We start from the raw sequence: 21,687 nt of genomic DNA on the forward strand, positions 1-21,687 counted from the left end.
ACTGGAAGGGTGCTGACTCCCACCTCAACGTACCGGTTGCAAATCACCTCACAGCAGGACCTGTTCCGCGCGGCGGAACTCGTCCCGTACTTGAAGCGCCTGGGCGCGGATTGGGTCTATCTTTCGCCCATCCTGCGTGCCACGAGCGGCTCGGATCACGGTTACGACGTAACCGATCCGACCGAAATCGATCCCGAACGCGGGGGAGCGGATGGCCTGGCCGCGCTCTCGGCGGCCGCCCGAGACGCCGGAATGGGCGTGGTGGTGGACATCGTTCCCAATCACCAGGGTGTGGCCGTACCGCAGGAGAACCCGTGGTGGTGGTCGCTGCTCAAGGACGGCAAGAACAGCCCGCACGCTGATTCCTTCGACGTGGATTGGGACGCAGGTCATGGCAAGCTCCTGATTCCGGTCTTGGGTGACGGGGACGAAGACCTCTCCGCGCTGACCGTCGAGGACGGCGCCCTGCGTTATTACGAGAACGTGTACCCGCTGGCGGAGGGCAGCTATCAAGAGGGCGATTCGCCGCAGGAAGCGCACGCCAAGCAGAACTACGAACTGGTGAACTGGCACCGCGGTGATTCGGAGCTGAATTACCGCCGGTTCTTCACGGTCACCACGCTGGCCGGCGTGCGCGTGGAAGACCAGAAGGTATTCGACGAGTCCCACGTGGAGGTGCGCCGCTGGTTCGACGAGAAGCTCGTGGACGGCATGCGTATCGACCACCCGGACGGCGTGCGCGACCCCGAGGACTACCTCGAGAAGCTCGCGGATGTCACCGGCGGTGCCTGGACGACGGTCGAGAAGATCCTGGAACCCGGAGAGTCGCTGCCGCAGCAGTGGAAGACCGCGGGCACCACGGGCTACGACTCGCTCGGCTGGATCGACCGCGTGCTGACCAACCCGGAGGGCCACTACGAGTTGGCCTCCCTGGACACCAAGCTGCGCGAAGGCGACCCCGTGCGGTGGGAAGAACTGATCCACGACACCAAGCGCCGCATGGCCGATGTGGGTCTGGCCGCCGAGGTGCACCGACTGGTGCGCAACCTCCCCGAGAACTTCGGACATTCGGACGAACAGGCCTACGACGGCCTCGCGGAAATCCTCGCGAACTTCCCGGTGTACCGCACCTACTTGCCGTTCGGCGTCGACTATCAACGCGAAGCCGTGGCTGCCGCGAAGAAGGCCCGCCCGGAACTGAGCGCCGTGATCGACGATCTCGCCGCAGTGTTGGGTGACGCAGCGGCGTCGGTGGAGGAAATGACCGAGGTTGCAAAGCGTTTCCAGCAGACCTCCGGCATGATCATGGCCAAGGGCGTGGAGGACACCGCGTTCTACCGGTTCACCAAACTGACGTCCCTGACGGAAGTGGGCGGTGATCCCTCCGTGTTCTCACTGACACCAGCCGAATTCCACGAGCTGGCCGCGCAGCGGCAGCGGGAATCCCCGGACACCATGAATGCTCTGACCACGCACGACACCAAGCGCTCGGCCTCGGTCCGCGCTCGTATCACGGTGCTGTCCGAATCGGCCAAGGCCTGGTCCGAGGTGCTCGCCACCTTGTACTCGCGAGCCCGCGACGCGGGGATTTCCCTGCAGGACGGCCCGGCAATCAACCTTGTACTGCAGGCCATCGTGGGTGCGTGGCCGCTCGAGCGTGACCGTGCGGTGGACTACGCGATGAAGGCCGTGCGTGAAGCTTCCGTGTCCACGGCGTGGGTGGATGGTGACGAGGAGTTCGAGAAGGAACTGACCCGCTTCATCGATTTCGTCTTCACCAACCCGCGAGCCAGGGGCATCGTGGAGGGTTTCGTGGAGCGCGCCACCGCCCCGGGCTGGTCCAACGGCATGGCGGCGACCGCCCTGCAGTTGACCCTGCCGGGCGTGCCGGACGTGTACCAGGGACAGGAGCTGTGGGAGCCGTCCCTGGTGGACCCGGACAACCGGCGTCCCGTGGACTTCGAAGTTCGCGATGAATTGCTCACCGCTCTGGACTCAGGACTTCCGGGTACTGACGGCGGCTCGCCGTCGGTGGACGAGACCGGTGCCGCCCGCATGCTGCTGACCTCCCGGGCGCTGCGACTGCGCCGTGAACACCCCGAGTTGTTCACCGGCTACGAACCGCTCAAGATCACTGGTGCCCTGGCCGATCACGCGTTGGGTTTCGACCGCGGAGGCGCGGCCACCGTGGTGACGCGCTTCCCCGTGGGTCTGACCAAGGCCGGCGGTTGGACGGACGAAACTGTGAACCTGAGCGACGGCGATTGGGAAGACATCCTGACCCGCCGCACCTTTACCTCGACCGGCGGCGTACAGCTCGCCGAACTCCTTGACATCTATCCCGTGGCGTTGCTGCGCCGAAAGGACCGCTGAGCATGACCAACGATCATCGTTTCGACGTGTGGGCACCCCACGCCCGCGAAGTCACCGTCCGCGTGGAGGGCGTCGACCACCCCATGGAGGGCTTGGCCGAGCGACCCGGGTGGTGGACGCTCGCGGAAGGTGAGCAGGCGGCGTCGGGAACCGTGCGTTACGGCTACTTGCTGACCAAGGTCTTCGACGAGGGCACGGACAAGGAACGCACCTCTGTCTCCGACGTGCTGCCGGATCCGCGCTCGCGGCGCCAGCCGCAGGGTGTGCACGATCTGTCCTGCACCTTTGATCCGGAGGAATTCCAGTGGAGCGACGCCGCCTGGCGGCCTCCGTTGCTCAAGGATTCCGTGCTGTACGAACTGCACCCGGGCACGTTCACACCCGAGGGCACGCTGGACTCGGCCATCGAGAAGCTCGACTACCTGGCGGACCTGGGCGTGGATTACGTAGAGCTCTTGCCGGTCAACGGCTTCAACGGCGACCACAACTGGGGCTATGACGGGGTGGCCTGGTACACCGTGGACGAATCCTACGGTGGCCCCGAGGCTTATCAGCGCTTCGTAGATGCCTGCCATGCCAAGGGAATCGGTGTGATCCAGGACGTGGTCTACAACCACCTGGGTCCCAGCGGTAACTATCTGCCGTTGTTCGCAGATTACTTCAAGCCTGGTGCCTCCAGCTGGGGTGACCTGATCAACCTGGACGACTGGGGCTCGGACGGGGTGCGCGAATACATCCTGGACAACGTGACCATGTGGCTGCGCGAGTATCACGTGGACGGATTCCGCCTGGATGCCGTGCACGCGCTCGCGGACACCCGCGCCAAGCACATCCTGCAGGAAATTGCAGAACGAGTGGCCGAAGAATCCGAGCGCACGGGTAAAGGCCAGTTCACGATTGCGGAATCAGACCTCAACGATCCGCGCATGATCATCCCCGCCGAGGAACACGGGCAGGGCATGGATGCTCAGTGGCTGGACGATGTGCACCACGCCGCTCACGTGGCCTTCACGGGGGAGAACCACGGGTACTACGGGGACTTCGATTCCCTGCACGCCCTGGAGAAGACCATGCACACCGCGTACTTCCACAACGGGACGTACTCCACGTTCCGCGGGCGTTCGCACGGTCGGGAAATCAACCCGTCCGAGGTGTCCCCGTGGCAGTTCGTCACGTTCCTGCAGAACCACGACCAGGTGGGCAATCGCGCGGCCGGTGACCGGATGAACCACACCATGAGCGTTGACCGTGCACTGTGCGCAGCCACATGGCTGATGACCCAGCCGTTCACGCCCATGCTATTCATGGGCGAGGAATTCGGCGCGAGCACACCGTGGCAGTTCTTCACGGCTCACCCCGAACCGGAGCTGGGTAAGGCTGTGGCCGAGGGCCGTAAGGCTGAGTTCGCGGCCATGGCATGGGACCACGCGTCCGTGCCGGATCCGCAGGACCCGCAGACCTTCGAGCGCTCCAAGCTCAAGTGGGACGAGGTGCACCAGGGCGATCACGAACGGATCTTCACCGCCTATCGCGACCTGATCGCGCTGCGCCGCAACACCCCCGAGCTGACCAACCAGGACTGGGCCACCATGGCCACCCAGGCCAATGACGACGAGCAGTGGTTCGTGTTCAAGCGCATGAGCGAACCCGAATCAGAGCACGGTGTGGTCACCGCGATCAACCTGTCCGACCAGGAACGCGAGCTGCCCCTCATGGGTGGTGACGCGCCCCAGGTGCTGTTTGCGAGCGGCGTCGAGCCCGGGCTGGACACCCCCGGAAAGGTCACGCTGGCGCCCAACACCGCTGCCGTGCTGCGCGTCTGAGCAGGGCTAAAGCCGCGGCGACCGGAATCGACGGATTCCTGGTTGTCGCGGCTTTTCCGTTTCTGAATTCAACGAAGCAAACGCGCACCTGATCGTTCACGTATTTGGTTGGCTCGGGGTGGGTGATCATGAGGTCATCCGATGTTCCGCCGGCGGTGCGCAATGAGCTGGTATCCACGCACCGCGTGTGTATGATCAGGCTCACGTCATAATCATCCGATGTCTGCTCCTGTTCAATCAGGAGTTCCCTTGGCGCGCCTCTCTCGGTCCAGCATGTCCGTGCTGGCCTTTCCTCTCATCATTATTCTCGCTGGCCTGCTCGGCTTGGTGTTCCATCAGCAAGCCTCGGCTCTCGGGCCGGCGATCACGCCGCTGCTCGGAGTGGTCATGTTCTTCATGGGTATGACCATTGCCTTACCCGATCTGAAGATTCTTGCCACCAAGCCCCACGCGGTGATCCTGGGTGCGATTGCCCAGTACATCATCATGCCCCTGGCCGGATTGGGCGTGGGTGTAGCTCTGCAGCTCGACCCGATTCTGATTGTCGGGATGGTTGTTCTGGGGTCGGCACCGGGCGGGGCTTCATCGAACATCGTGGCCTATCTGGCAAATGGCAACGTTGCATTGTCCGTGTGCACCACGGCCGTTTCGACCCTGGTCGCACCCCTCATGACACCGCTGCTGATTCTGTGGCTGGCCGGTAGCTACGTGGACGTCTCCTTTGCCGCCATGCTCAAGCAGATCCTCACCATTGTTCTGATCCCCGTGCTATTGGGTGTGCTCGTTCGCATCGTCGCAAAACGTCTGGTTTCTCGCGTCAGCTCCGTGATCCCATGGCTCTCCATTGCCGCTCTGGCCGTGGTGATCGCGGGCATTATGGCCGCGAACGCGCAGGTTCTTGCGTCCGCACTGGGGATGGTCTTTGTGGCGGTGGTGCTGCACAACGCCTTCGGGTTTGCCCTGGGTTGGGCGGCGGCGAGGTTGGCCCGACTGGGCTACCGCGAACGCCGGGCAATCAGCGTCGAAGTGGGTATGCAGAACGCTGGACTGGCTGCGGCGCTGTGTCATCAGAACTTTGAACCCATGAGCGCACTGCCCTCAGCGGTGGCCACCATCTGGCACAACGTGGCCGGTGCGCTTCTGGCTACGGGTTTCGGCGTGGTGGACTCCCATAACCATCGGACCAATCAGGAAAAAGAGCGGCAAAAAATCGCGTAATGGGCTCTTGACGGACTAAACATCAGATGTTTACTCTGTGGGAGACGTCAATCACGTGACTCCAGTCACAAGCGGTGGATGACTCGCAACAAACACCATTGAGCAGACATCGGATGAACCCGCCGCCTGGACCCGAGAGCACACTTCAGCGATCCGCCTGCGAAAGGCCAAGCATGAGCACCATTGTCGAAAGCCGAGTGCGAGACATTCGGTTCCCCACCTCCAAGGAGTTGGACGGATCGGACGCCATGAACCCCGATCCCGATTACTCAGCGGCGTACCTTGAACTACGCACCGACCACCCCGACGGAGTGGAAGGCCACGGCTTCGTTTTCACCATCGGACGTGGCAACGACGTCCAAGCAGCGGCCATTGAGGTGGTCGTCCAACGGTTCATCGGACGGGAGGTCGAACCCCTCCTGGATGACCTGGGAAGTGTGTGGCGAGAACTCAATAACGATTCACAGTTGCGCTGGCTCGGCCCCGAAAAGGGCGTGATGCACATGGCCATCGGCGCTGTTATCAATGCCCTGTGGGATCTCAAGGCCAAGAAGGCCAATAAGCCCTTGTGGCTGCTGTTGGCGGAGATGTCGCCCGAGGAACTGTTCGGGCTCATCGATCTGCGATACCTCACCGATGCCATGTCGGAGCAGGAGGCTCTGAATATCCTGCGGCGCGGGGCGGAAGAAAAGCAGGCACGCATCGACCGAGTGCGAGCGGAGGGTTACGCCGCCTACACCACCTCTCCGGGGTGGCTGGGCTACTCCGATGAGAAGCTCGAGCGGCTAGCGCGTGAAGCCATGGCCGATGGCTTCCCACAGATCAAACTCAAAGTGGGAGCCAATCTTCAGGACGACATCCGTCGAGTCCGCAAGGCTCGCGAGGTGTGTGGCCCGGATTTCCCGATCGCCATTGACGCGAATCAGCGATGGGATGTCGCAGATGCCATCGAGTGGGTTCGTGAATTGGCTCCCTACGACCTGGCCTGGGTCGAAGAGCCCACCAGCCCGGACGATGTCCTCGGGCATGCGGCAATTGCCGAGGCGATCGCTCCAATTCCCGTGGCAACAGGTGAGCACGTGCAGAACCGCGTGGTGTTCAAACAGATGCTTCAGGCAAAGAGTCTTCAAGTTCTGCAGATGGACGCTTGCCGCGTGGCAGGTGTGAACGAGAACATCACCATCCTGCTACTCGCTGCGCACTTCGGCGTGCGGGTGTGCCCCCATGCAGGGGGAGTGGGCCTGTGCGAACTGGTCCAGCACTTGTCCTTCTTTGATTCCATTGCCATCTCCGGGCAGCTGGACAACTCCCGCATGATCGAGTTCGTGGACCACTTGCACGAACATTTTCTGACACCCGTGGACGTCCATGACGGACGGTACTGGCCGCCCGAAGCGCCGGGCTCCACAGCGGAAATGTCCCAGCCATCCTTGGCCCGGTACGAGTTCCCGAACGGTGCCGAGTGGGCGACCACCGACACCCCCGTGGGTGTCAGCGTCTAGCGACGCCCGCCTCAGTTCTGATTTTTACCTCATCCAACGTGAGGGCCGGCAAAGATGCCGACCCACGAATGACCTTTAGGGGTTCTCATGTCCAATTTCGGTTCATCGCGCGCCGCTGGCGCGCCTGAAATTCACGGCGAAACGCGTGACACACGTACAACTGGCGCAGCAACGTCGGCTGCTCCCGGTATGGCGGCCCAGGCAGACTTCATGCGCGAGCCGATCCCGCGCAAGGTGTACCTGGTCGCGGTACTGGCGGGCTTGTCCGGCCTGTTGTACGGCTTCGACTCCGGGGCCATCTCGGGTGCCTTGCCATTGCTCGAGGGCCAATTTGGCCTCACGGCATCACAGACCGGCCTCATCACCTCGCTGCTGCTCTACGGCGCGCTGCCCTCCATCGTGGTCTCCACCATTGCGGCTCGTCGCTTCGACCGGCGGCAGATCCTGCTGGTTGGTGGTGTGATCTTCATTCTCGGATCCTTGTTCTGCGCCATTGTTTCGGGCCCCGTTGGCCTGATGGCTGCGCGGTTCTTCCTGGGATTCGGTATCGGTATTGCCAACATGTTCGGCTTGATCTACCTGTCGGAGTTGGCACCCACGCGTGTTCGTGGTCTGCTGACCGGCCTGTACCAGCTTGCCGTGAATGTCGGAATCCTGGCCGCCTACGCGGTGGGCGACATCTTCCACAGCACCCCCGACGGCTGGCGCTGGATGCTCGGCTTGGGCGTGATTCCTGCAGTGATCTTCTTCGTGGGTATGGTCATCGCTCCGCCCTCACCTCGCTGGTTGATGATGCGTGGTCGTTCCCGAGACGCGCTCAACGTTCTGCGGACCATGCGCGGTGGTAAGGAATTCGCGGCCAAGGAAATCCAGGAAATCGAAGAGGTCCTGGACCGCCCCACCAAGGGCCTGGGCGGTGTCCTGTCCGACGCGCGGAAACCGCTCACCATTCTTGCCATCCTGACGTTCTTCCAGGTGTGGACCGGCATCAACGCGGTGGTCTACTACGCGCCCATCATCTTCAAGGACGTGGAGGGGCTTGGTAACAACCCCGGTGCCGTGGCCAACTACGGCGTGGGCACGGCCCTGGTGATCTCCACAGCCATTGCTCTACCGCTGATCGACAAGATGGGCCGTGTGAAAATGCTCGCCGTCTCCATGGCTGGTCAGGCAGTGGCGATGGTCGTCTTGACCTTCTTCGCCGAATCCGGGTGGATCGCCGTGGCTGCGGTGTTCGTCTACACCTTCTCCTTCGGCTTCGGACTGGGCCCGGTGTTCTGGCTGTACGTTCCGGAGATCCTGCCGCTGCAGACTCGCGCTATCGGTACCGGCATCATCACCTTCACGCAGTACCTGCTCAATGCGACCTTCGCCCTGGTGTTCCCCATGCTGCTCGCAGGCATGGGCCCGTGGATCTTCATGGTCTTCGCGGTCCTGTCAGTGGCAGGAACGGCTTACACGATTCTGCGGGTGCCGGAGACCAAGGGCCGTTCCCTCGAGGAGATCGAAGAAGAGATTTTCGGTGAGGTCAAGTCCGTGACCGACAAGCAGACCGCGGGCAGTAACTCATGATGCGAACACCAATCACCCATCCAGAGTTGTTGGCCGCATTGGCCCGGTGCGGTCACGGAACCAAGATCCTCATCGCCGATGGCAACTACCCCCACGTCACGGGGGTGGGCCCTCGCGCCACACGGATCCCGCTCAACGTGGCACCGGGGTTGCTGACGGCGGACCAGGTTCTGGAGCTCCTAATTACCACGGTTCCGGTAGAGGCCGCCGAGTACATGGAGAACGCCGACGGCGCCGCTTCGCCGGCCGTCGAGGGCTACGGCGAGACCCTCGGATCCCAGGTCGAATTGACGGGATTGGAACGGTTCACGTTCTACGACCGTGCTCGCGATAATGACGTGGCTGTGGTCATCGCCACCGGTGAGCAGCGCCAGTACGCCAATCTCCTGCTCACGGTAGGCGTGATCCCGGAAACTCCTACCTTGGTGAACACCACCGGCGCGGGGAGGGCTGCGTAGTAATGAATCAGACGACGTCGGCCCCCGAGCACACCCTGGTGCCCGTGGTGGATTCCCACCGTCACCTGTGGGATCTGCACCACCTGCCGTGGAACTGGGTCCGAGGAGCAGGCCTTCCCACGGAGGACCTGTTCGAGGAATCGGAACCTCTGCCCTCGGTGCTGGTGGAGGCGGGGGTCGACGTCGGCTACGAGAGAGCTGAGCTGGAATGGCTGCTCGACATTGCCGAACGGAACGACAAGGTCCTGGGCATCATCGCGGCATTACCCCATGGGATGGGTGCCACTCAGGACACGATGAGCGCGCTCGCAGACACACCACGCGTGGCTGGAGTCAGACACAACCTGCAAGAACTTGGCCCGGGAGAATTGGCGTCTCGCGACGTCGTCGGCGTCATTGCTGCAGTGCATTCGGCCGGATTGCCGTTCGACGTGTGCGTTCGGGCCCACCAGCTCGTGGAGGTGACGCACATGCTGCGGATGCTCGACACGGACGGAACCCTGGTGCTTGACCATCTGGGAAAGCCTCCGCTGGGGCAGGACCTGACGCGCTGGCGTGACGACATCGCAACGCTGGCGGCCGACCCCCGGGTGGTTGTGAAGTGTTCGGGCCTGGTCGCCGAAATGCCCCCGCCGTATCAGCCGCAGAGAGCCAGATCGGAGCCGGCAACCGAGCAGTCCTCGCGAACAGTGCTGACACCTGAGGCCGCTGAATTGTGCAGCGCGCCGCTGCGGTTTGCGCTCAGGAACTTCGGCCACGAACGCGTCATGCTCGGTTCTGACGCACCGGTATCGGGGAAGGGATGGGTCCGACCACGGGACTGCATTCAGTTCCAGATCCAGCTGCTGAAACCCGACCTGACCGGGCCAGCGCTCGAGTCAATCGCATCCTTGACCGCGCAGCGGATCTACGGCCTGAGTGAGCAGACAGCGACGGCTACCAGTGCGACCGCTACCAATGCGGAGAGCGCTCCGCACAGCAACCACCAGAACAACTTGTGAACGTCAAGAGGACAACCGTTATGAAGCCATCACTCGAAGAAGCAATCGCCCGTCACGGTCGACTGGGTTACGGGGCGGCACAGCTCGGAAACCTATACCGCACGGTCGATGACGCCACGGCCCGTGAGGCGCTCGAAACGGCGTGGGACTTGGGAATTCGCCACTTCGATACCGCACCGCACTACGGGTTGGGACTCTCGGAACGGAGGCTCGGCGCATTTCTGCAGACCAAGCCGCGCGACGAGTTCATTCTCTCCACCAAGGTGGGACGTTTGCTCCGGGACAACCCACATCCTCAGGGAAAGGACACCGAGGGATTCGAAGTTCCTGATGACCTGTACCGCGTGCGGGATTACTCCTCGGACGGCGTGAAGCGGTCCCTCGAGGAATCCTTGGAACGCCTGGGACTGGACCGGGTGGACATCGCCTATATCCACGACCCGGATGAGTACTGGGAGCAGGCGTTGCACGGAGCAGTACCCGCTTTGTCAGAGCTGCGCGAGCAAGGCGTGATCCAAGCCTGGGGTGCCGGCATGAACCAGTGGCAAATGCTGGAACGGTTCGTGAGGGAAACTCAACCGGACATCATCATGTTGGCCGGCCGGTACACGCTCCTGGAACAGGAGGCGGCTCAATCGTTGCTGCCCGCGTGCGTGGAGCACAACGTGAAAGTCAATGCGGTGGGAGTTTTCAACTCGGGTCTCCTGGCCCGCCAGGATGTCCCGGACGACGCGCATTACAACTACGACGCCGCTCCGCCGGAGCTCCTCGCGCGGGCCAGGAAACTGGCGGATCTCGCGGCAGAGTACAGCACCACCTTGCCTGCCGCAGCTCTGGCCTTCCCGATGCGCCATTCGGCGATCGTGACCAGCGTGGTGGGGATGAGGACTCCGGACCACGTGCGCCGCAATGTGGAGCTCTTCGAGACACCTGTCCCGGACGAATTCTGGTCCGCAGCCGCGGATGCGGGGCTCATCACCAATCACTGATCCAAAGACACTACTGCTCAACGAGATACACGGAGGAACACATGAAACTGATGCGAGTGGGCGAGAAGGGGCAAGAAATCCCGGTCGTCGAATATCAGGGGGCGCATTACGATGCTTCCGCAGCGGTGAAGGATTTCGACCCGGAGTTTTTCGCGACCGGGGGGATCGAATCCCTGCGAGCTGCCCTGGAACGCGGCGAGCTGTCGAACGCGGACATCACCGGTCAGCGCATCGGTGCGCCACTCACCAGGCCTTCTGCGGTGATCTGCATCGGCCAGAACTACGTGGAGCACGCTGCCGAGTCGGGTGACGCACCTCCCAAACTGCCCATCATCTTCTTCAAGACTCCCAACACCTTGACCGGCCCCAACGACAACATCGCGTTGCCACCGGGGTCAGAGAAGAGCGACTGGGAAGTCGAGCTGGTCATCGTGGTGGGCAAGCAAGCGGCCTATTTGGAGACCGAAGCAGAAGCTGCGGAATGTATTGCCGGCTATACCCTGGCGGACGATCTGTCCGAGCGTGCCTATCAGATCGAAGACTCGGGGGGCCAGTGGTCCAAGGGCAAGTGCATCAAGGACTACATGCCACTGGGGCCGGTGGTTGTGACCGCGGATGAGTTCGACCCGCACGACGTGGCACTGGGTTCCTCAGTCAACGGCGAGCCGCGGCAGGGATCGCGGACCTCGGACATGATCTTCTCGGTCGAGTACATCGTGAAGCACCTGTCCCATTACATGCAGCTGGAACCGGGGGACATCATCTCCACCGGCACGCCCAAGGGCGTAGCGCTGTCCGGAAAGTTCCCGTATTTGAAGGACGGCGACGTGGTGGAGGTGGAGATCGAGGGTATCGGTCAACAGCGTCACCGCATGGTTGCCCGTTCCTGAACCGGCCAGCACCGAAGTAACGAGGAGAGACATTCATGAGCTCACAAGAATTCGATGGACTGGTGGCCGTTGTCACCGGAGGTGCTTCGGGGATCGGAGATTCCGCGACCCGGGCTTTGCAGGCTAAAGGTGCCAAAGTTGCCGTTCTCGATCTCAACCCCGCGAACGCTGCCACGGGCGCGGTTCAGGTCCAGTGCGACGTCGCCGACGACGCCTCGGTCCAGAACGCGATCGACAAGGTCGTGGCCGAACTGGGCGGGATCGACGTGGTGATCAACAATGCCGGAATCGGGGCCCAGGGTGACGTCGCCGCCAACGACGACGATGAGTGGCACCGCGTCTGGGACATCAACGTGGTCGGTATGGTCCGCGTGACCCGGGCGGCGCTGCCGTACCTGCGGAAATCGAAGCACGCGTCCGTGGTCAACACGTGCTCCATCGCGGCGACCGCGGGTCTGCCCGAACGAGTGCTGTACTCGGCTACCAAGGGTGCGATTCTCGCGATGACCCGGGCCATGGCAGCGGATCACCTGCGCGAGGGAATCCGGGTGAACTGCGTGAATCCGGGAACCGCCAACACCCCCTGGATCGGCAATTTGCTGTCCAAGGCGCCCGACCCCGAAGCCGAACGGGCAGCCCTGAACGCTCGCCAGCCGCACGGACGGCTCGTGGAACCGGACGAGGTGGCCTCCGCCATTTGCTATTTGGCCAGCCCACTCAACGCATCGACCAGTGGCGTCGATCTTGCAGTGGACGGTGGTATGGAGGCTCTGCGCCTGCGCCCTGCCGAGTGATCGATGCTAGCGAACCAGAACGGCCCGGCCGGTTGACATGCTCAATCGGCCGGGCCGTTGAGGTCTTCCGGGATGTCTGAGACGGGGGTTTCGGTCAGGGCAATGCGCAGCCAGCGCTCCACGCCCTGAAGGTGGTGGATCATGGCGGCGCGGGCCAGCGCGGGGTCCCTGCGGCGGAGGGCGTCCAGAATCTCCTGGTGCTCTTCCATAGTGCGTTCGGCCGAGCCCTGCTGCGTCATCCCGCGCCAGGCGCGGGCCCGAACAGTTCGTGAGTTGAGGCTGCCCGTCAGGGAGCTCAGATAGCCATTGCCGGCGGCATCTCCGATGATGCCGTGAAAGGCCAGGTCCTGGTCCACGAGCGAGTCGATGTTCTCCACATCCGTATCGTCCAGAGTCCGCTGGATTTTCTCGAGCTGCTCCTCCGAGATCCGTGCTGCGGCTAATTCGACCGCGGCAGCTTCCAGAACGCGGCGGGTTTCCAGCAGCTCCAGGACTGATGAGTTCTGATGCAACTCCAGTACGAAAGAGATCGCCTCGGAGAGGTGCTGGGTGTTCAACTCCGTCACGTACGTGCCGTCGCCCTGCCTGATGTCCAGAATCCGCACCACTTCGAGTGCCTTGACCGCTTCGCGTAGCGAACTACGTGACAGGCCCAGGCGATCTGCCAGTTCCTTCTCCGGGGGCAGCCTGTCGCCGGGGCCCAGCTCACCATTGAGGATCATGGCGCGCAACCTGGCCATGGCGGTATTGGTGAGCGACACGGTGCGATCTCCTGAATTTGGTGGTCAGACACGGACTAACGGGGTGGCGGAAACCCGCCTCCCCAAGTATCCCTGACGTGTTCGAGAGAAAGCTTATGAGTCAAATAACAGGTCGCTTTGAGTCAGGTGGCAGACTAGTTCCCATGCTGACTTTCGGTGATGACACTGTCTGGACCGCGGCCCAGGACCGCTACGAAACCATGCCCTATCGGCGGGTGGGGAACTCTGGTTTGAAGCTGCCCGCGCTGTCCCTGGGGCTGTGGCACAACTTTGGTGACGACACCCCAGTGGCAAACATGCGCGCCACCCTGCGCAAGGCCTTCGACCTGGGTATCACCCACTTCGATCTGGCCAACAACTACGGCCCGCCGGCCGGCTCCGCCGAATTGAACTTCGGCCGGATCCTCCGTGAGGACTTCGCCCGGTACCGCCAGGAACTCATCATCTCCACCAAGGCCGGCTGGCAGATGTGGCCGGGCCCGTACGGGGGAGTGGGCGGCTCGCGGAAGTACCTGCTGGACTCCATCGACCAGTCCCTGGAACGCATGGGTCTGGACCGGGTGGACATCTTCTACCACCACCGCCCGGACGCCGACACTCCGCTCGAAGAGACCATGGGCGCCTTGGACCACATCGTGCGTTCTGGTCGGGCCACCTACGTGGGCATCTCGTCCTACAGCGCGGACCTCACGCTGGCGGCGCAGAAGATCATGAAGGAGCTGGGCACCCCGCTGCTCATCCACCAGCCCTCGTACTCCATGCTCAACCGCTGGATCGAGAAGCCCAACGAGCACGCGGACGGCAAGAACCTGCTCGGCGCCCTCACCGAGGCAGGCATGGGGTCCATCAGCTTCTCCCCGTTGGCCCAGGGCATGCTCACGAACAAGTACCTGGGCGGAGTCCCGGGGGAGTCTCGCGCTGCCGCGGGCAAGTCCCTCAACCCGGAATGGTTGACAGACAACACCCTGGAGCAGATCAAGGAACTGAATTCAATGGCCGAGGATCGGGGTCAGACGCTGGCACAGATGGCCATTGCGTGGGTCCTGCGTCCGCAGGCCGAAGGCCAGGTCACCACGGCGCTCGTGGGGGCGTCGTCCCCGGAACAGATCACTGATTCCGCGGCGGCCATTCAGAACCTGGACTTCTCTGACGCTGAACTCGAACGCATCGACTCTCTGGTCACGGATGCCGACATCAACATCTGGGGCGCGGCAACGGACTCCAAGCACGCATGAGCACCACACAGTACCTGGCCCTGCTCGGCCTGTGGATCGCGGGCATCGTCTCGCCCGGCCCGGACATTCTGGTCATCCTCCGCAACGCGTTCCTGTCATCGCGCGGCAAGGCCATGCTCACGGCACTAGGCGTGATGATCGGCAACATCATCTGGATCACCCTCTCGCTCACCGGCGTCACGGTGGTGATCAACCAGAACGAGGTCCTCAAGCTGACCATCCAGATCGCGGGTGCACTGTTCCTCGCGTGGATGGGCTACGGCTCCATTCGCTCGGCGCTCGCGGCCAAGGCGAATTCACGACGTCGTTCGGAGACTACCCACGCGAGCCCGACGGGCGGTGCCGTACCCGGCTCGAGTGAGGCGGCGCCGTCGCCGGCCACCGTGGAGGCCGCCGAGCAAATTCCCGAACCCGCGCCCAGCGCGCACGGCGGGGGGATCCTGGGTACCAAGAACCTGACCGGGTTCAGAGCGGTGGTGCAGGGCATCATCACGAATCTCTCCAATGCCAAGGCCATCGTGTTCTTCATCGCGTTGTTCGCCTCGGTGGTTCCGGCGAATGCGCTGTGGTGGGAATCAATGCTCGTGGCCGTGCTGTTGTTCGTGGTGGGGCTGGCGTGGTTCTGCGCCGTTGCGTGGTTCGGATCCGTGCCGGCACTGGCCGCAAGGTTCCAAGCCCACTCCGTGGGCGTGGAACTGATCGCCGGGGTGGTCTTCCTGGCGGTCTCTGTGCTGCTGCTCGTGGAGGCTGCGCTGTCCTGGTAAGCCCCAGGCATGACTGTCCGCAACGGTACGTTAACCGCTCCGTTGCTTGACTAGACTGTGGAGTTGGTTCTGTGCGGCGCGGCACTGCGGTGGTCAGCCATCCGTGTGTCGGCGCGGGTCTGCACAATGACCACTGACTACTTGATTCCCCGAGGAGAACCGTGTCCGAACACCCCATTCGCGTGGCCATTGCAGGTGTGGGCAACTGTGCCACATCGCTCATTCAGGGCGTGCACTTCTACCGCGACGCCGACCCCTCCGAGGCCGTCCCCGGCCTGATGCACGTGCAGTTCGGTGCTTACCACGTGCGTGATGTCGAATTCGTGGCGGCCTTCGACGTGGACGCGGCCAAGGTGGGCCGGGACCTCTCCGACGCGATCCTGGCATCCGAGAACAACACCATGAAGATCGCGGACGTCCCCAACCTGGGCGTGACCGTGCAGCGCGGCCCCACCCTGGATGGCCTGGGCGAGTACTACCGCGAAATGATCACCGAGTCGGATGCAGAACCGGTGGACGTCGCTCAGGCGCTGCGTGACGCCAAGGTGGACGTGCTCGTCTCCTACTTGCCCGTGGGCTCCGAGGACGCTGACCGGTACTACGCGCAGGCCGCCATCGACGCCGGCGTAGCCTTCGTCAACGCACTGCCCGTGTTCATTGCGGGCACCGAGGAGTGGGCACAGAAGTTCCGCGACGCCGGTGTTCCCATCGTGGGCGACGACATCAAGTCTCAGGTGGGCGCCACCATCACCCACCGCGTGCTGGCCAAATTGCTCGAGGACCGCGGCTACGTGCTGGACCGCACCTACCAGCTCAACGTGGGCGGCAACATGGACTTCAAGAACATGTTGGAGCGCTCCCGTTTGGAGTCCAAGAAGATCTCCAAGACCCAGGCCGTGACCTCCAACGTGCCGCACGAGATGCGCGCGAAAGACGTTCACATCGGCCCCTCGGACTACGTGGGCTGGCTGGACGACCGCAAGTTCGCGTTCGTGCGCCTCGAAGGTCACGGCTTCGGCAATGCACCCATCTCCTTGGAGTACAAGCTCGAGGTGTGGGACTCCCCGAACTCCGCCGGCGTGATCATCGACGCCATCCGCGCGGCCAAGATCGGCCTGGACCGCGGCATCGGCGGCCCGCTGACCTCGGCGTCCTCGTACTTCATGAAGTCCCCGCCCGAGCAGTTCGATGACGACACCGCTCGCGAGAACGTCGAGAAGTTCATCCGCGGCGAGATCGAGCGCTAAACACGTTTTTCAACCGACGGCGGCGCCCGGTACCGAAGCATTTCGGTACCGGGCGCCGCCGATTCAGTGGGTACCTGAGATCCGAAGCATCCCCGCGCCACTCTTACCCCAGCAGAATGCTCAGAATCTCAGGTTGCAGATCTATCGCCGGTCCTGCCCCGCCAAACCGGCGCGGGAAATGATGTAGTCGACCAGCGGATTGTAGAGGTGCGGGGCCACGTTGTCGTCCAGGGGAACGGTGACCTCCACGTCACCCTGGGCCTCGGCCACGAAGATACCGGGGTCGTTGCAGTCGCCCATGGCGATGGTGCGTAGTTTGGCCCGCGAACCCGCGTAACCGGCCATGCCGTGGTCGGAAACGACAAGGTCCGGCTGCTCGCGACCCTCTGCGGCCAACTGCTCCAGAACCAGTTTCATAGGCTCGGGGGAGTGTGTGTGTCGCAGACCGCCGTACTGCTCGACCATCACGACATCCTCTACCTGCCGCACGTCACCGTCCTCGAACGGGATGGCACCGTCCACCCGCAGCACACGGGCACCGGACTTGCGGGCAACTCGGGCGAGCCGGGCGTAGACGGGTGCGAGCCCGGCGGGGTGTGCCGTGGCGAACAACAAGCGTTTGCGGCCCTTGACGGCCTCACTGAAAACATCCGCGTACTTGTCGAGCGCGGCAATGCACAGGTTGGCGGAAATGGAGTCCTGGCCCTCCGTGTACTTGGGGTCCTCATTGATGCCTACGCGATCACGCATGAGCTTGAACACGGACTTGTAGGTCCAGTCCTTGGTCTGTTCGACGCCCATGTGCTGGTGCTGGTCGCCATCCAGGAAACCCTGGATGTTACGGAGGTTGGCTTCACGGGGGGTCGCTACGGCGCCGGTGATCCGGGATCGATCCAGATACCTGGCCAACGATTCACGGCTGAGATACGCGGTGGTCACACTCTCGAGTCTAGGTGTTAACGGGCTCGGCCGCGCAGCGTGTGTAAGCCACCTCATGTTGGGCGGCCACATGGTCCCATGTGAGTTCGCGCGCCCGCTCCGCCGCAGCCTGGGACATGGCCCGCCAGTGCTCAGGGTTCGACGCCGCTCGGTACAGCGCCTCCGCCCACAGTTCCGGGGTGCGCCCGGGCACCAACCATCCGGTGCGATGGTCCTCCACTGCGTAGCGCAGCCCGTCCACGTCGGTGGCCAGAACCGGCGTTCCGCATGCCTGGGCCTCCAGAGCCACCAGACCGAAGGTCTCGGACGAGGACGGCATGGCCACCGCATCCACGGAACGCATCAACTCGGCCAGTTCGGATGACGGCATGGAGCCTTGGAACTCGATGACGTCCGCCACGTCGTATTCGGCGACCAACCGATGCAACGCCGCCAGAAAATCTGGGGAGCCCACCCCCGCAAGGATCAGCCTGATCGCGCAGTCGGGGTGCTCGTGGCGCAACAGTCCCATGGCGGCCACCAGAATCTGCGGACCCTTGAGTGGCTGCATGCGACCCGCGCACAACACGGTGAACGGCCGCCCCGCCGCACGGGCAGAAGAAGACGGAGCAATCGAGGCGATCGACGTGACGGAAGGCTCACCGGAATCATCAGCGGAGGCGGTCTGCGCTCTTGGGTAGAAGATTTCCGGATCCACCCCCGGAGGAATCACACGAATCCGGTCCCGGGAGGCCCCGTAGAGCTCCACCATGTGATCGGCCTCGGCGGGTGTGTTGACCACCAGGGTGCAGGAGCTGGCCACGAGCTCCCGTTCGGCAAGCTCGCGGGACGCGGGTTCCGGATTCTCGCCCGGCCCGGCGCGCAGGTTCTTCACCGCCGCAGAGGTGTGCAGCGTGAGCATCTGGGGGATCTTGAGAGCCTCACAGATTTCACGGGCCGCCACCCCGGACAGCCAATAATGGGCGTGGACGAGGAGGGGAGCGTCGTCGTCGTCGTCGTAAAAAGTGGCGAGCGCGCGGCCGAACTCGACCGCGAACTCGGGGAGCTGTTCCTTGGGTGCACTGGCCGCCCCGGGAAGCGCCACCGAGAGCAAGCGGAGACCATTGGACAGAGGAGCCACCGTGATGCCCGCGGGATGCAAAGGATCCCGGTCGAGAGTGGCCATGTCCACGTCCCAACCGCGCTGGGACAGCGAACGGGCCAGGTGCAGAACGTACACGTTCATGCCGCCGGCGTCGCCGGAGCCGGGCTGGTCCACGGGCGAGGTGTGCATGCTCACGAGCAGCACGCGCGGCGGGGTCTGTTGGGGCACCAGACCAGCCTAGCGGGAAGCGCCGCGGCACAGTGCAGTAATGGTGGTCAGGCGCGCGGCGGCGCGCGGAACAGGCACAATGGAGGGCGTGAGCGTAACAACGTCGTGGCAGTCCGAAGAACCCAGCGAGCGCAGCGCGGTCATCGACCTCTCGGCCGTGTGGCACAACGTGGTCCGATTAACGCAGTTGGCGCGCGGACGAAAATTGATCGCCGTGGTCAAGGCGGACGCCTACGGCCATGGTGCCCCGGAGGTGGCCCGCACCGCGCTCTCAGCGGGAGCGGATCTGTTGGGCACCGCGCACGTGAGTGAGGCACTCGCGTTGCGCTACGCAGGGATCACCGCACCCGTGCTCTCGTGGCTGCACACCACGAGCACCGACTTCTTTGACGCACTGGAACACAACGTGTCCCTGGGGATCAGCGGTTGGGAGCTCGACGCCGTGCTCACCGCCGCCCGTGAGACCGGTAAGACGGCCACACTGCACCTCAAGATCGACACCGGTCTGGGCCGCAACGGCTCCACCGCCGGGCAATGGCCGGAGCTGGTGGAGCGGGTAGTGGCCGCCCAGAACGAGGGTCTGGTCCATGTGGAGGGCATCTTCACGCACCTGTCCGTGGCGGACGAACCTGCCCGCGGTGACGAGACCATGGAGCAGCTCAACGCCCTGACCGATGCCGTGCGGATCGCGCGCAAGGCCGGCCTGAAACCCGCCATGATCCACGCCGCCAACACGCCCGCACTGTTGTCCGCGGATCAGCTCGAGGACCCCGACTACATCCTGCGCGACGCCGTGCGCATCGGTCTGGGCATCTACGGACTGAGCCCGTTCGAGGACCGCCCGCCCAAGGATTTCGGTTTGATTCCCGCCATGACCCTGCGCACGCGCGTGGCCAACGTCAAGGCCGTCCCCACTGGTCAGGGCGTCTCCTACGGACTCACCTACCGCACCGAGGGCCCCACGCACCTCGCGCTCATCCCGCTGGGCTATGCCGACGGCGTTCCCCGCGTTGCGACCGGAGCACCCGTCTACATCGGTGGCCGGGTTTACCCCGTGGTCGGCCGCATTGCCATGGACCAGTGCGTGATCGACCTGGCGCAGGGCCAGACCGTGACACCCGAGGGCATCCCCGCCGGAACCCCCGTGGTGGACGAAGCCGTGGATCCCATGGTGCACATCGGGGACGAGGCCGTGCTCTTCGGCGCTGGTGACTACCCGTCAGCGACCGAGTGGGCGGACGCTTCTGGAAGCATCAACTACGAGATCGTCACGCGGGTGTCCCCGCGCGTGCCCCGTGAGTACACGAGCCACAGCCATCTGACTCTGGGGGACGTGACCGTGTCTCGCAGTGCCAGCGCCTTGGCCGCCCACAGTCTGCCGCAGGACCCGCGGCCCACGCGTGATTCCTCCGGGGAGTCCTACACCCAGCCGAACTGGACACTGACCCGCTATCCGTCCTCCGCGGAAGAAACCCAGCTGATCGCGCAGAAACTTGCCACGCACCTGAAGGCCGGGGACCTGCTCATGCTCAACGGCGAACTGGGCGCAGGCAAGACGACGTTCACACAGGGGCTCGGAGCGGGAATGGGTGTGCGCGAGGGCATCATTTCGCCCACGTTCGTTCTGTCCCGCAAGCACCCGAATCTGCCGGCAGGTCCCAACCCCGGTGGACCGGATCTCGTGCACGTGGATGCCTACCGTTTGGACACCTCAGCGGACATCGACAACATCGACCTCGAGGACACGGTGGAGTCCAGCGTGACCGTGGTCGAGTGGGGTACCGGCAAGGTGGAGCACCTGAGCGAATCGCGCCTGGTCATCGACATCGTGCGACCCCGGGGAGCGGTGGGAGCGCCGTCGGCGGCCTTTTCCCTGAACTACGAGATCAACCAGAGCGCGGGCGAGACGGAACAGTCCGGCGCTGGTGCCCAGGGACCGGGCGAGAGCTCCGCGGCGGCCGAGGAGTCCCAGTCCCTCGCGAGCGCTCTCGATGCCCTCAACGAGGAATGGGATGAGGACGAGGAAGACACGGATGAGCCGCGCACCATCATCATGCGCGGCTACGGTCCCCGCTGGTTCGAGCGTCTGGACCTCTGATCGCCGGGCTTAGACTGTTCAGGTGCTTGTGCTGAGTCTGGATTCGTCGTCCATTGCGTCCGCGGCGCTGACCCGTAACGGGGAGGTGCTCGCGGAGTTCGCCACCCAGGACACACGTTCCCATGCCGAGGCCCTGGCCCCGGCCGTCTACAACCTGCTGGGTCAGGCGGATGTAGAACCGTCACAGCTGAAGGCCATTCTGGTGGGGACCGGACCCGGCCCCTTCACGGGTCTGCGCGCGGGATTGGTGAGCGGCCGCACGTTTGGTTTCGCGTGGAATCTTCCCGTGTACGGCCTGTGCTCCCTGGACGCACTGGCCCATCGGGCGGCACAGGGCACCACGGAGCGAACCGAGTTCCTGGTCGCCACCGATGCCCGCCGCAAGGAGCTGTACTGGGGCCGTTACGAGGTCCACGAGGACGGCCACGGCCGTTTCGCGGTGTCCGTGGACGGTCCACAGGTCACCGCCCCCGAGGGTCTCCCGAAGCTGCCGGTCTACGGCTCCGGTGCCGGGCTGTATGCCGACCAACTTCCGCAGACCGTGGCGGACTCCACCGACTGGCAACCAACCGCCGCCGATCTCTCCCGCGCTGCCTGGGCGCTGCAGGAGCGGGGCACGGGCCTGAGCACGGACACGTCCCCGCTCTACCTGCGCGAGTCGGACGCCAAGGTGCCCGTGCAACGCAAGAAGGCACTGCGGTGACGGCACAC

18 protein-coding genes are annotated in these 21,687 nt (G+C 63.9%); 15 read left to right on the forward strand and 3 right to left on the reverse strand.

All coding sequences use genetic code 11. From position 1 onward, the window contains the following. Positions 1-9 precede the first annotated feature (9 nt). From treY to EWV37_RS13230, 10 genes are all read left to right on the forward strand, one after another. Positions 10-2,373: a malto-oligosyltrehalose synthase gene (gene treY, locus EWV37_RS13185; RefSeq protein ID WP_129702107.1), complete on the forward strand. Its 2,364-nt coding sequence runs from the start codon at positions 10-12 to the stop codon at positions 2,371-2,373. 2 nt (positions 2,374-2,375) lie between these two features. Then, entirely contained in the window at positions 2,376-4,196 is a 1,821-nt protein-coding gene (gene treZ, locus EWV37_RS13190) for a malto-oligosyltrehalose trehalohydrolase (protein ID WP_129702109.1), read from the forward strand. 249 nt (positions 4,197-4,445) lie between these two features. Continuing rightward, the gene (locus EWV37_RS13195; RefSeq protein WP_165189431.1) at positions 4,446-5,414 is read left to right on the forward strand and encodes a bile acid:sodium symporter family protein; all 969 of its coding nucleotides are present in this window, start codon (positions 4,446-4,448) and stop codon (positions 5,412-5,414) included. A 173-nt stretch (positions 5,415-5,587) separates the two neighbouring features. Then, positions 5,588-6,916 (forward strand): enolase C-terminal domain-like protein, encoded by a 1,329-nt coding sequence (locus EWV37_RS13200; protein ID WP_129702112.1) that lies wholly within the window; start codon positions 5,588-5,590, stop codon positions 6,914-6,916. Between the two features lie 189 nt (positions 6,917-7,105). Further along, positions 7,106-8,488 carry a sugar porter family MFS transporter gene (locus tag EWV37_RS13205; protein ID WP_129702114.1) on the forward strand — a complete coding sequence of 461 codons (1,383 nt, stop codon included), beginning with the start codon at positions 7,106-7,108 and terminating at the stop codon, positions 8,486-8,488. Then, positions 8,485-8,946, forward strand: a complete 462-nt coding sequence (locus EWV37_RS13210; RefSeq protein WP_129702116.1) for an RbsD/FucU family protein — start codon at positions 8,485-8,487, stop codon at positions 8,944-8,946. The genes EWV37_RS13205 and EWV37_RS13210 overlap by 4 nt, the downstream gene beginning before the upstream one ends. A gap of 2 nt (positions 8,947-8,948) precedes the next feature. Further along, the gene (locus EWV37_RS13215) at positions 8,949-9,947 is read left to right on the forward strand and encodes an amidohydrolase family protein (protein ID WP_129702118.1); all 999 of its coding nucleotides are present in this window, start codon (positions 8,949-8,951) and stop codon (positions 9,945-9,947) included. 20 nt (positions 9,948-9,967) lie between these two features. Further along, positions 9,968-10,936 (forward strand): aldo/keto reductase, encoded by a 969-nt coding sequence (locus EWV37_RS13220; RefSeq protein ID WP_129702120.1) that lies wholly within the window; start codon positions 9,968-9,970, stop codon positions 10,934-10,936. 41 nt (positions 10,937-10,977) lie between these two features. Continuing rightward, positions 10,978-11,826, forward strand: coding sequence for a fumarylacetoacetate hydrolase family protein (locus EWV37_RS13225; RefSeq protein ID WP_129702122.1), 849 nt, complete (start codon positions 10,978-10,980; stop codon positions 11,824-11,826). Positions 11,827-11,861: 35 nt separating this feature from the next. After that, positions 11,862-12,620, forward strand: coding sequence for an SDR family NAD(P)-dependent oxidoreductase (locus tag EWV37_RS13230; RefSeq protein WP_129702124.1), 759 nt, complete (start codon positions 11,862-11,864; stop codon positions 12,618-12,620). Positions 12,621-12,661: 41 nt separating this feature from the next. Here the strand turns inward: EWV37_RS13230 and EWV37_RS13235 are convergent, their stop codons facing one another. Beyond that, on the reverse strand, positions 12,662-13,381 hold the full coding sequence (locus tag EWV37_RS13235) for a FadR/GntR family transcriptional regulator (protein WP_129702126.1): 720 nt from the start codon (positions 13,379-13,381) through the stop codon (positions 12,662-12,664). Positions 13,382-13,524: 143 nt separating this feature from the next. On the opposite strand from EWV37_RS13235, the gene mgrA reads away from it, so the two are divergent. The 3 genes from mgrA (at position 13,525) to EWV37_RS13250 (ending at position 16,627) form a co-directional block, all read left to right on the forward strand. Beyond that, entirely contained in the window at positions 13,525-14,616 is a 1,092-nt protein-coding gene (mgrA, locus tag EWV37_RS13240; RefSeq protein WP_129702128.1) for an L-glyceraldehyde 3-phosphate reductase, read from the forward strand. After that, positions 14,613-15,380: a LysE family translocator gene (locus EWV37_RS13245; protein ID WP_129702130.1), complete on the forward strand. Its 768-nt coding sequence runs from the start codon at positions 14,613-14,615 to the stop codon at positions 15,378-15,380. The genes mgrA and EWV37_RS13245 overlap by 4 nt, the downstream gene beginning before the upstream one ends. A 161-nt stretch (positions 15,381-15,541) precedes the next feature. Beyond that, positions 15,542-16,627: an inositol-3-phosphate synthase gene (locus EWV37_RS13250; protein WP_129702132.1), complete on the forward strand. Its 1,086-nt coding sequence runs from the start codon at positions 15,542-15,544 to the stop codon at positions 16,625-16,627. 141 nt (positions 16,628-16,768) lie between these two features. On the opposite strand, the gene EWV37_RS13255 is transcribed toward EWV37_RS13250, so the two are convergent. Both EWV37_RS13255 and EWV37_RS13260 read right to left on the reverse strand, forming a co-directional pair. Continuing rightward, the gene (locus EWV37_RS13255) at positions 16,769-17,566 is read right to left on the reverse strand and encodes a phosphatase (protein WP_173674345.1); all 798 of its coding nucleotides are present in this window, start codon (positions 17,564-17,566) and stop codon (positions 16,769-16,771) included. A gap of 10 nt (positions 17,567-17,576) precedes the next feature. Further along, positions 17,577-18,878: a glycosyltransferase gene (locus EWV37_RS13260; protein WP_238663271.1), complete on the reverse strand. Its 1,302-nt coding sequence runs from the start codon at positions 18,876-18,878 to the stop codon at positions 17,577-17,579. 79 nt (positions 18,879-18,957) lie between these two features. Here EWV37_RS13260 and alr point away from each other — a divergent pair, with 79 nt between their 5' ends. Both alr and tsaB read left to right on the forward strand, forming a co-directional pair. Beyond that, positions 18,958-20,976 (forward strand): alanine racemase, encoded by a 2,019-nt coding sequence (gene alr / locus EWV37_RS13265; RefSeq protein ID WP_238663273.1) that lies wholly within the window; start codon positions 18,958-18,960, stop codon positions 20,974-20,976. Between the two features lie 22 nt (positions 20,977-20,998). Further along, the gene (gene tsaB / locus EWV37_RS13270; RefSeq protein ID WP_129702136.1) at positions 20,999-21,679 is read left to right on the forward strand and encodes a tRNA (adenosine(37)-N6)-threonylcarbamoyltransferase complex dimerization subunit type 1 TsaB; all 681 of its coding nucleotides are present in this window, start codon (positions 20,999-21,001) and stop codon (positions 21,677-21,679) included. Positions 21,680-21,687: the final 8 nt, after the last annotated feature.

It is taken from the genome of Kocuria carniphila (assembly GCF_004136555.1).
GTDB classification, from domain to species: domain Bacteria; phylum Actinomycetota; class Actinomycetes; order Actinomycetales; family Micrococcaceae; genus Kocuria; species Kocuria carniphila.